Raw genomic sequence first — 12,679 nt, 5'->3', positions numbered from 1 at the left:
TGCTGGCGCGCACCACCGATCGCGACGACGTCCTCTTCGGCACCACGGTCTCCGGCCGCCCCGCCGACCTGGCGGGCGTCGAGAACATCGTCGGATTGTTCATCAATACGATCCCGGTGCGCATTCGACTGACCCCGGGCGAGTCCGTGGGCGCGCTACTGCGTCGCGTACAGCGTGAGCAGTTCGAACTGACGGCCCACCACCATCTGGGCCTGCCGGATATCGGCGCGCAGACGCAGGTCGGTGAGCGGAACCTGTTCGACACACTCCTGGTCGTCGAGTCCTACCCCGTCGACGAGGCGAAACTGCGGTCGGACGCCCTCGCATTCGCCGGTTTGGCCATCGGCGGATTCGAGTCCAGGGAGGCGACGCACTACGCGCTGACACTGACCGTCCGGCAAACCGATCGGCTGCACCTGCTGGCCGGCTGGTGGCCCGAGCTGCTCGACGCGGAGACCGTGTCACGACTGGGCGAACGGCTGACCCGGGTGCTGGCGGCGCTCGCCGCGAATCCGAATGCCGCTGTGGCGGACATCGATCCGATCGGCGAGGTGGAACACAGCCGGGTGCGGGCCTGGCAGCGCCCCGCCGCGCCGGTGGCGGACGTGACGCTCGTGGATCTGTTCCGTGCCCAGGCCGCGGTGCGCGCAGATGCCGTCGCGGTGCGCTGCGGCGACCGCGCGCTGACCTACCGCGACCTCGACGCGGCCTCCGATGACCTGGCCCGCGCGCTCGCGGCGCACGGTGTCGGCGTGGAATCGCTGGTCGCCGTAGGTGTTTCACGTTCAGTGGAGCTCATCGTGGCGCTCCTGGGAGTTCTCAAATCGGGCGCTGGCTACGTTCCGCTCGACCTCGGCAATCCGCCGCAGCGGCTCGAATTCATCCTCGGCGAGACCAACCCGGTCTGCGTCGTGACCACGGCCGCCGACCGTGCGGCACTGCCCGCGAGCGACCGGCCGTATCTGGTGCTCGACGGTGCCGACCGCGGCGGCGCCAATGGCGTCGAGCTCGCCTCGATCGCGCCGGGCCCGGACAGTATCGCCTACGTGCTGTACACCTCGGGTTCCACCGGGCGTCCCAAGGGCGTGAGCGTGACGCATCGCAATGTCGTCGCCATGCTCGCCGCGACGCGGGGTCTGCTCGATACCGACCACACCGATGTGTGGACCATGTTCCACTCGCATGCCTTCGACTTCTCGGTGTGGGAGATGTGGGGTGCGCTCGCGAGCGGCGGCACGCTCGTCGTCGTGGACGCCGGGTTGACACGCTCGCCCGACGAGTTCGCCGAACTGATTGCCCGCGAAGGCATTACGGTGCTGAGCCAGACACCGTCGGCCTTCGGCGCGCTCCTCGGCACCGGACTGCGCCCCGCCGCCGTGCCCGCGCTTCGGCATATCGTGCTCGGTGGCGAAGCGCTGGATCCGGGCAGTCTGCGGGCGTGGTACGACACGGATCGGGCGGGGGCGGCCCGGATCTCGAACCTGTACGGCATCACCGAGGCGACCGTGCACGCCACCCACTTCGCGGTGGACCGTGCGCACGCCGAGTCGGCGCATACCAGCGTTGTCGGTCGTGGCCTACCGGGAATGACTGTGCGCGTGCTGGATTCGCGGCTGCGGCCGACGCCGGTCGGCGGGCGCGGCGAGGTCTATCTCACGGGAGCCCAGCTCGCCCGTGGCTATCACGCCCGCCCCGCGACCTCCGCGGAGCGCTATGTGGCCGATCCGTTCGGTGCGCCCGGTGCCCGCATGTATCGCACCGGTGATCTGGCGCGCTGGAACGGTGACGGGCAACTCGAATACCTCGGCCGTGGCGATCAGCAGGTGAAGATTCGCGGCTACCGCATCGAACCGGGGGAGATCGAAGCCGCGCTGCTCGAACACGAATCGGTGGCCCGGGCGGTTGTCGTGGCCCGGACGGGGGATTCCGGATCGGCACGCCTGATCGCCTATGTGGTACCCGCCACCGAGGCCGCGCCCGCGGTCGGGGCATTGGAAACGCATATCGCACAACGTGTTCCCGTCTATATGCGACCGGCCGCCATCGTGCTCGTCGATTCGCTGCCGCTGACTGGCAACGGCAAGCTCGACGTGGCCGGGTTGCCCGACCCCGTCCTGGCGCCGCGTTCGGATCGGGCCCCGCGGACCCCCGCCGAACAGATGGTGGCCGAGCTCTTCACCGAGGTGCTCGGTGTCGACCGGCCGGGCCTGGACGACTCGTTCTTCGCGCTCGGCGGGGACAGCATCATCTCCATTCAGCTGGCCTCCCGGGCGCGGACTCGCGGCCTGCACTTCACGCCGCGCGAGGTGTTCGAGCACCGGACGGTAGCCGGGATCGCGTCTATCGCAAGGACACCGGAGGCGGAGGCCGACGCGCCTCGCCTGCTGCCGGAACTGCCCGGCGGCGGTATCGGCGATATGCCGCTGACGCCCGTGGTGCGGTGGCTGACCGAACGTGGCGGCAGTTTCCGCCGGGTCGATCAGACCCTCACCGTCGAACTGCCCGCTCGGACCGGGCACGACACCCTGGTCCAGGCGGTCTCGGCGCTGATCGACCGGCACGATATGTTGCGCAGCAGGTTGTTCCGCGACGACTCCGGCGAATGGCGATTCGAGACCATGCCGACGGGCGCGCTGGACGCAGCGGAGCTGGTGCACCGCGGCACCTTCGAGGATGCCGCGGACGCCGATACCCTGCGCGAGCTCGTCACCGCGGAACTCGACGCCGCGTTGGATCGCCTCGATCCCGCGGCCGGGGTGATGGTGCAGTTCGTCCGGCTCGATGCCGCGCGGGGGAGTGTGCCGGGCCGATTGATCATCTCCATACACCATCTCGCCGTGGACGGCGTGTCCTGGCGCATCCTGCTGCCCGACCTGTTCGCGGCCCTCGCGAGTGCCGCGAGTGGCGTGGTGCCGCAGCTGGATCCGGTGGGAACCTCCATGCGCCGCTGGGCGCACGGTCTGGTTGACGCGGCGAACGCGCCGGAGCGGGCCGCCGAGCTCGAATTCTGGCGGCAGGTGTGCGCGACACCGGATCCCCTGCTGGGCTACCGGCCGCTGGATCCCGCCGTCGATAACGCCTCCGGGCTCCGGACGGTCGAGGTCGCCGTGGACGAAACGGTCACCGAGGCGCTCGTGCGGACTGTTCCCGCACGCTTCCACATGGGTGTCGACGAGGTCCTGATCGCCGCGCTGGCCGTGGCGCTCGCGGTCTGGCGTGCCCGGTGGGGCACGCACGCTCCGGTTTCCCTGCTGCGGCTGGAAGGCCACGGGCGAGAGGAACAGATCGCGCCGGGCGCGGACCTGACCCGGACCGTGGGATGGTTCACCTCGCTGTACCCGGTTCGGCTCGATCTTCGTGAGATCGGTATCGAGGCGGCGTTGGCCGGGACCGAGGCGATCGGTGCCGTGCTCAAGACCATCAAGGAACAGCTGCGTGCCATCCCGGACCACGGAATCGGCTACGGATTGCTGCGCTACCTGAATCCCGAGGCCGCCCAACAGCTCCCGGCGGCCATGCCCGGACAGGTCGGCTTCAACTACCTGGGCCGCGTCGACGACCTGGGTGCGGGAGTGCTCGCGACACCGGCCGCCGACCCGGATCCGGACCTGCCCGCGGCTGTCGCCGTCGACGTGAACGCGATCGTGACGGGCACCGAGTTGCGTGCCGGATTCACCTATCCCACCACGCTTCTCGACGACGCGGCGGTCTCGCACCTGGCGCAGCTGTGGGTGACCGCGCTCGGAGCCATCGCCGGCCACGCCCGGGACGAACGCGCCGGTGGGCACACGCCGTCGGACTTCCCGCTGGTGCGGGTGAGCCGCGAGGACATCACCGGCTGGGAGCAGGACTATGGCGCGCTCACCGACGTGTGGCCGCTCGCTCCTTTGCAGTCGGGGCTGTTCGTCCACGCCGTCATAGCCACGGCGGCCGCCGCCGACGTCGCCGATGTCTACAACGTGCAGACGGTGTTGCGGCCCGGTGGCGCGATCGACCGCGACAGGCTGCGACAGGCCGGGCAGCGCATCCTGCAGCGCTATGCGAACCTGCGTGCGGCCTTCGTCTTCGACGCTTCGGGCATGCCCCTCCAGGTGGTGCCCGAAACGGTCGAACTGCCCTGGCGTGAAGTGGATCTGGCCACCGCGGACGATCTCGTGGAGCTGGCCGCACAGGAGCGTGCACGTCGATTCGATCCGGCCCGTCCGCCGCTGCTGCGCTTCACGCTCGCCCGTGTCGCGGGGGCCGAGACGGTGCTGATCGTGACCTATCACCACATCCTGTTCGACGGCTGGTCGCTACCGCTGGTGCTGCGCGATCTGCTCGCGCTCTACACCGGTGGGGAGCCGCTGCCCGCGCCGGCAGGATCCTTCCGCGACTACCTCGCCTGGAACCACGACCGGGACGCGGCCGCATCCACCCGGGCCTGGCGGCGAGTCCTGGACGGCGTGAGCGCACTGACCCTGGTCGCCCCGCCCGCCCGCACTCGCGAAAGCACTGTCACGACAGGGGAATACCGCTGGTCGCTCGATGCGGAGACCACCGGCGGACTCGGTGGGACCGCCGCCGAACTCGGCGTCACTGTCAACACCGTGGTGCAGGTGGTCTGGGCAATCCTGCTGGGACGCAGGCTCGGACGCGGTGACGTCGTCTTCGGAGTGACCGTCTCCGGCCGCCCGGCCGCGCTGCCCGGCGTGGAATCCATTGTCGGACTGTGCATCAACACCGTGCCGGTACGCGTGCAATTCGGTCCGAACACGCCCGTGGCGGATCTGCTGCACGCGGTGCAGGCCGAACAGGCCGAAATGATCGAACACCACCAACTCGGGCTGAGCGAGATCCACGCTGCCGCCGGCCTGCGCGACATGCTGTTCGACACCGTGGTCGTCTTCGAGTCCTATCCGGTGGATGCCGAGCAACTCGACGCCGCGCTCGCCGGGCTGGACGGTGTGACCGGCGCGCGCCTCGAACTCACCGACGGCACCCACTATCCGCTGTCGGTCACCGTCGATCCGGGACCCGAACTGAGAGTCCGAATCGGTTATCTCCACAGTGTTTTCGACGAATCACAGGTGGCCGAGATCGGATCCGTCATGCGAGACCTGCTGACCGCCATCGCCCGAAATCCCCACGCGACCATCGAGGAGCTAGCATGACCCGGCGTCTACCGCTGACGCGCGCGCAACAACACGTGTGGGTCGCACAGCAACTCGACGACACCGGGCATCGTCTGATCGTCGGCGGCTACGTGCAGATTCACGGCGCGCTCGACGAGAAGGTGTTCGAGCGGGCGCTGCGCCTCGTCATCGCCGGGGCGGAATCACTGCGCGTGCGCTTCGACACCGAGGCCGACGGATCGCTCGTGCAGGTGGTGGAGGACGTGCCGGACTGGCCCCTGCACCGCAACAGCTTCCGCGCCGCCGCGGACCCGCACGGGGACGCGTTGCGGTTCATGGATGCGGCCCTGCAGCAGCCGTTCGACCTGGGGCGCGCGCCGCTGTTCGAACACCATCTGCTCGATGCCGGCGAGGCGGGCACGCTGTGGTTCATTCGCTCGCATCATGTGGTGCTCGACGGGGCGTCCTCGGCCGCCTTCATCCGGCGTGTCGCCGACACCTACACCGCGCTGCTCGACGGGCGTCCGATGGAGGAATCGGTATTCGACCGGGTGGCGGATCTGGTCGCGGAGGACGAGCGGTTCCGGACTTCCACGCGGTTCGCGGCCGACCGCGAATTCTGGGCGCAGCGGCTCGCCATCGGCGGGTCCTACGAGCCACCGCAGTTCGCCGCCGCGCCGACGGCCGCGGACGGCAATCGGTACCTGCGGCAGGCCGGAGTGCTCGCCGAAGCCGAGTGGAAGGCACTGCGCGCCCGGGCGGATGCCACCGGGACCCCGTGGCCGGTGTGGATGCTCGCCGCCATCGCGCTGCTGCTGCACGCGGATTCGGGCACGCGCACGGTCACTCTCGGTTTGGCCGTACCCGCCAAGCGCTCCCGGCACGCACTCGGTATGACGGCGAACATCCTGCCGCTGCGGATCACGGTCGATCCGGCCGCCACCCTCGGCGAGCTACTCGCCGCCGTGCGCGCCGAATCCCTGATCATCCTGCGCCACCAGCGTTTCCAGTACGGCGATATGCTCGCCGACCTGGGCGGGAGCGGGCTCGAAGGTGGCATCCTCGGGCCCACCGTCAATGTGATGCCCATGCAGAAGGATCTGCGCTTCGGATCCGAATCCGCCTCCCTGCGGCATTTGGCGGCCGGCCGCTCCGACAATCTGAACATCAGCGTCTACGACAACGGCGATCCGGCGCTGTCGGTGGTGCTGGAATCGACGGCGCTGCGGTACTCCGAACGCGACCTCGCCGCGCACCACCACCGGCTCACCGCGACCGTTGCCGCCCTGGCCGTGGCGCCGGAGGAACTCCCGCTCGGCATGCTGCGGCCCACACTCGATCCGGCCGGGCCGTCGGCCACCGACGAGGTAGCCGAAACACTCGTCGATCGATTCGACCGCATGGTGGCCGCGAACGGTGGGGCCGTCGCCGTGGTGCACGGCGACGAGCAGCTCACCTATGCCGAACTCGACGAGCGGGCTCGCAGACTGGCCCGGATCATTGCCGGATACGGTGTCGGCCCGGGGGAATTCGTCGGTCTCGCACTGCCGCGCTCCATGGACCTCATCGTCGCCATCATCGCGGTGCTGCGCGCGGGTGCCGCCTATGTTCCGCTCGATCCGGGCTATCCGCAGGGGCGGCTGCGTGCGATCCTCGACGATGCCGCACCGGCGCTCGTACTCACTGGTGCTGGAGTCGAACTCCCGGAGGGAAACTCGGCCACGCCCGTCCTGCGCATCGGGGACCCGTTGCAGGTCGTTCCGCGCGAGCGCGCTGTGGCGCGGTCGCCGCACTTGCCTGCCTACGTGATTCACACCTCCGGAACGACCGGCCGCCCGAAGGGCGTGGTCGTCACACACGCGAATGTGGTCCGGCTGCTCACCGCGACCCGGCCGTGGTTCGAGTTCGGGCCCGACGATGTCTGGACCCTTTTCCACTCCGCCGCATTCGACTTCTCGGTGTGGGAGATCTGGGGAGCGCTGGGCCACGGCGGCAAGCTGGTCATCGTCGACGCCGAAACGGCACGATCGCCGCGTGAATTTCTCGAACTGCTGGTGACGCAACGAGTCACGGTGCTCAATCAGACGCCTTCCGCGTTCGGCATGCTGGTCGACGCCGAGGCGAGCCGGCCGGCCGAAAGCGACCGGCTCGCACTGCGCTACGTGCTGTTCGGCGGTGAGCCGGTGGAGCCGTGGCGGCTGGCCGAGTGGTGGGCGCGGCATGATCCGCAGGCGCCGCGCCTGGTCAATATGTACGGCATTACCGAGACGACGGTGTTCACCACCGGAACGCCGCTGACCGGTGTCGCGTCGGCAGGCGAAATCGGCACGGCTATACCGGATCTGGCCGTGTACATCCTCGACGCCGCACTGCGACCCGCCGCGCCCGGGGTGCCGGGTGAGCTCTACGTCGCCGGTCCCGGCGTCGCGGCGGGATATCTGCGCCAGCCGGGCCGCACCGCCGTGCGCTTCACCGCCGATCCCTTCGGCGGATCCGGCACTGTCATGTATCGAAGCGGCGATGTGGCGCGGTGGACCGAGGACGGGACACTCGAATACCTCGGGCGAGCCGATCGGCAGGTGAAGATCCGTGGCTTCCGCATCGAACCGGGCGAGATCGAGGCTGCCCTGTGCGCACTCCCGGCGGTGCGTGCGGCGGTGGTGCTGATCGTGGAACACCGGCCGGGTGACCGGCGGCTGGCCGCCTATGTCGCCGGCCCGGGCATCGACATCGGCGCGGTGCGCACCGCGATCGCCGAACGGCTTCCCGCACATGCTGTTCCGTCCATCATCGCGGCGGTCGACGCCATCCCGACGACCTCCAACGGCAAGATCGACGAGCGCGCTCTGCGCGCGCTCACCATTGATGGCACAGCACCCGCCGGCGGTGCTTCGCCACGCGGCGATGCCGAGGCACGGCTGCACGCGGTGTTCGAGGAAGTGCTCGGGCACCAGGGTTTCGGCGTCGAAGACGGCTTCTTCGCCATCGGCGGGGACAGCATCCTCGCCATCCGGCTGTCGGACCGGGCCCGTGCCGCCGGGATCGCGATCACACCGCGGGATGTGTTCGAACACCAGAGTATTCGTGCGCTGGCGCGCACGGTCGGGACGTCTTCCCCGGTGCCCACCCGAGCGGCGGTGAGCCCGTTCGCCATGCGCGACGGCCGTACCGTCCTCCCCGCGACGCCCTTGCAGGCCGGGCTGTTGTTCCACTCGCTGTACCAGGGTGGGGAAGGCGAGGACCCCTATCTCATACAGGTGGTGCTGACGGTGGGCGGCCCGATCGACGCGGAGCGGCTGAGCGCTGCCCTGCGCGCGGTGCTCGATCGACATCCGCACCTGCTGGGCCGGTTCGTCGTGGATGGCGACACACCGGAGTACGAGATTCGCGCTGACATCGAGTTGCCCTGGCGGGTAGTGGATCTCGGCGATCCGACTCCGGGCGAGCGTGACGACGCGGTGGAGCGGGTGCGCGCCGAGGACGCGCACACGGAGCCGCTGGTGGGTCCGTTGCTCACGGTCACTCTCGTTCGCACCGGGCCGAACTCCGCGACCCTGCTGGTGACGCATCACCATGCCCTGCTCGACGGCTGGTCGCTGGGCATCCTGCTCCGTGAACTGCTGCTGGGCTACCGCGGCCTCGAATTGCCCGCTGCCACACCGTTCACCGCATTCCTCGAATGGTCCGCGGCGCAGGACCGCGACGGTGCGAGCCGGGCCTGGGCACAGGCCCTCGCTGGAGCCGAACCGTGCAAGGTCGCGCGGGCCGACCAGAGGCGGTGGCGGCGGCCCGATGAGCGCAGCTTCATCCTGCCCGCCGCCACGGTCACCGCGCTGCGCGAACAGGCGGCATCGCGCGGGCTGACGCTCAACTCGATGATCCAGGCGCTGTGGGCGCTGGTGATGTCGCATCTCACCGGAAGCGATGACGTCGTCTTCGGCATCACGGTCTCCGGCCGCGATGGCGGTGATCTGGACGGCGCCGTCGGACTGCTCATGAATACCGTGCCGCTGCGGGTGCGCTCGCGCATGTCGGAGACGCCGATCGAACTCGCGGTCCGGATTCAGCGGGAACGCGTGGCGTTGATGGAGCACGACCATCTCGGGCTGCCCGACATCCTGGCGGCGGCGAGCGCGAGCGACCTGTTCGACACCTCGCTCGTCTTCGAGAACTTCCCCATCGATACCGCCCTGCTCGACGATCCGGACGCGGACTTGCGGGTGACCTCCGTGAATGTTGTCGGCGGAACACATTTCCCGCTGACCGTCATCGTGGAGCCCGCTGCGGGCGCGCTGACCTTCCGAATCGCGGTGCAGCTCGAACAGGTCGATGCCCTCACCGAGGTCGACGAGCTGTGGTCGCGCATCCTCGTCGCCGCGGCGGCGCTCACCGCACCGCGGCAGTCCCCGGTCGGGCAGCTCGACCTGCTGCCGCCCGCGCGTCGAGCCGAATTGCTCGCCGCCGGACGCGGCACGGCGGCCGATATCGACAATGGCGGGCTCGCAGAGTGTTTCGAGTCGACCGTGCGGGTGCACGCACACGATGTCGCGCTCTGGTGCGACGGCGCGGAGCTCACCTACGCCGAGTTGAACGCGCGCGCCAATCAGGTCGCCCGCTGGCTGCGCACCCGCGGTGCGGGACCGGGCGTGCCGATCGGCATCGCATTGCCGCGCTCGGTCGATCTCGTGGTCGTTTTTCTGGCCCTCGCCAAGTTGGGTGCGGTCTGCGTGCCGCTGAGCGACCGCTACCCGCCCGCGCACGTGCGGCGGCTGCTGGCGTTCACCGGTGCCGAACTGGTGATACATGAAATCGGCGGTGCGGCAACCGAGTTCGACGTCAGCGATCTCGGCGTCACCGTGCTACCCGATGCCGTGGCCACGCTCATGTTCACCTCCGGATCGACCGGGGCGTCCAAGGGCGTCGAGGTCACCCACCGCAATATCGTGGCGCGCGCTCGCGACCGGATCGGCCGGGACGAAGGGCATCAGCGAATGCTGATGCATCTGCCCTACACCTGGGACATGGTGGTGTGGGAGCTGTGGCTGCCGCTGCTCAACGGCCACACCGTGGTGCTCGCGCGATCCGGCGTCCTCGATGTGCACGACTACACCGAGGTGCTGCGCGCGGGCCAGGTCACCTCGATCATGCTGCCGCCCGGTTTGTTTCACCTACTCGCGGAGCAGATTCCGAATGAGCTCGCCGAACTGCGGATGATCGCGTCCGCCGGGGATGTGCTGCCGCCGCGGGCCGCCGCGACGGTACGGCGGGGCGAGCACCCGCCGGTGGTGAGAAATCTGTATGGGCCGGTCGAGGCGACCAGCTTCGCGCTCCACTTCGCCATCCCGGACGACATGTCTCCGGACGGTCCGGTACCGATCGGACACCCGGCCGACAATACCCGGGTCGTGGTACTGGACTCGGGCCTGCGACCGGTACCCGCCGGGGTAACCGGGGAGATCTACCTGTCCGGCGCGGGACTCGCCAACGGCTACCACCGGGACCCGGTCCGCACCGCGGAACGCTTCGTCGCCGACCCGTTCGGCCCAGCCGGTGCGCGCATGTACCGCACCGGTGATCTCGGGCGCTGGGGCACCCGCGGCCGGCTGCACTTCCTCGGGCGTGCCGATCGGCAATTGAAGATCAACGGTTTTCGCGTCGAACCGGGAGAGGTCGAGGCGGCCATCCGACGTGAGCCCGGCATCACCGCGGCGATCGTCACGGCGCGCCGGGCCGCGAGTGGACAATCGCTCATCGCGCACGTCGTCGGGGACAGCACCGTCGACACTGCCGCGCTGCGGACCCGGCTGGCGGCGTCCCTGCCGTCGTACCTGGTTCCGTCGGCCATCGTGGCCATGGACGAATTGCCATTGACTCCCATCGGCAAGCTCGATGTCGGCGCATTGCCGATGCCGGTCGCCGGTGATCACGTTCCGGTTCGCACGCAACGGCAGCAGGTCATCGCGGCGGCGTTCGTGCGGGCGCTGGGTGTGGCGGAAGTCGGTGTCACCGACGACTTCTTCGCGCTCGGCGGCAACTCGCTGTCCGCGATCCGCGTCGTCGCAGGCTTGCGGTCCGCCCTCGGAGTCGCGGTATCGCTGCGCGATCTTTTCGAATCGCCGACCATCGCCGCCCTCGAGCAGAGCTTGGACCGGCGCGAATCCCGGGATCTCCCGCAGCACATCGCCGCCGTGCGCCGCACGGACCCGATCCCGCTCGCGCCCGCACAGCAGCGGCTGTGGACCGTGAACTATCTCAGCGGCAACCGCCCCGACTATCTGATCGCCACCGGACTCGAGCTGCACGGGCCGCTCGATGTGACGGCGGTGGACGCGGCGGTGAACGATGTCGTCGAGCGGCACGAGATCCTGCGAACCGTCCTGCCGTATGCCCTGGACGGTCCCGTTCAGCGCATCCTGCCCATGGAGTCCGCGCGGCCGGATTTCCGCGTCGTGGACGTCTGTGACAGCGAAACCATCGATAGAACAATCGATTCCGAGCTGCGACGCGGCTTCGACCTCACCACGGAACCGCCCCTGCGCATCCGCCTCTACCGTTCGAGCCCGGAGCATCACGTCCTGCTCGGCGTACTTCACCACGCCGCCGGCGACGGCGAATCCCTGGCCGTGCTCCAGCGGGACCTGTTCACCGCCTACCGTGCGCGCGCTACCGGGCAAGCACCCCATTGGCACACTCCGGCAACACAGTTCGCGGACTACACCCTGTGGCTGAGGCAATCGCTCGACGCCGCCGGCGCGCACGGTGGCCTGCTGACCCGGCAGGCGCGCTACTGGCGCACCGCACTCGACGGTCTGCCACCACATCCGGTGCTGCCCACCGACCGTCCGCGCGCCGAACGTCGGGAGAACATCGCCGCAGCCGTCCCCGTCCACATCGCCGCCGCCACTCACCGTGCCCTCGACCGCACCGCCCGCACCCACCGCGCCAGCATCTACATGCTCGCCCACACCGCTCTCGCCCTCGCCCTGTACGACCGGGGCGCGGGCCCCGACCTGCCCATCGGCGTCGCCCTGAGCGCCCGCGACGCCGAGGGCCTGCAGGACCTGGTCGGCTGCGTAGTCGACACCGCGATCGTCCGCGTCGACCTCTCCGGCGACCCGCCGCACTCCGACCTCGTTCAACAGGTCCGCGAACGCGTCCTCGCCGCCTACGACAACAAGGAGTTCCCGTTCGACAACCTCGTCGAACTCCTCAACCCACCCCGCGCCCGAACCCACCACCCGCTCTTCCAAGTCATGGTCACCTACCTTCGCGGAACCGAAATCGCCACAGCCGGAGCCGAACTGACCATCCGCCACCGCCCGGTCCCGGTTCGTCACACCCCCTGGGAACTCCTACTCAACCTGCGTGAGGAGTACACCCCCGACGGCGACCACGCCGGGATCCACGGCGAAATGATCTACGCCGCCGAACTTTTCGACCACGCCACCGTCGAATCCATTGTCACCGCCATGACCTCCGCCCTGGAGACGCTGTGTACCGAACCGGCGGCCACCACTCACCCGCACCACCGGGCAGACCCCGGCGATCAGGTCCCACCCCGGTAG

Annotated in this window: 2 protein-coding genes (1 of these 2 only partly in view); both read left to right on the top strand. The window is 69.4% G+C overall.

What is annotated here, in order from left to right; translation table 11 throughout:
* Window positions 1-5,153 carry the 3' end of an amino acid adenylation domain-containing protein gene (locus tag AB0L60_RS35545; RefSeq protein WP_364623532.1) on the top strand. The gene continues 5,290 nt to the left of window position 1, outside the view, so only the last 5,153 of its 10,443 coding nucleotides appear in the window; its start codon lies beyond the left edge, outside the window; its stop codon occupies window positions 5,151-5,153.
* Window positions 5,150-12,679, top strand: a complete 7,530-nt coding sequence (locus tag AB0L60_RS35540) for an amino acid adenylation domain-containing protein (RefSeq protein ID WP_364623529.1) — start codon at window positions 5,150-5,152, stop codon at window positions 12,677-12,679. Before AB0L60_RS35545 ends, AB0L60_RS35540 begins: the two co-directional genes overlap by 4 nt.

The organism is Nocardia sp. NPDC051981 (assembly GCF_040680715.1).
Taxonomy (GTDB): domain Bacteria; phylum Actinomycetota; class Actinomycetes; order Mycobacteriales; family Mycobacteriaceae; genus Nocardia.
Note: the sequence above shows the minus strand (reverse complement) of the source record. Positions and strands in the feature narration are given on the sequence as shown.

What these genes read in the sequence shown, in the direction of transcription:
- AB0L60_RS35540 (WP_364623529.1), top strand. Translation starts at nt 5,150, where the DNA reads ATGACCCGGCGTCTACCGCTGACGCGCGCGCAACAACACGTGTGGGTC.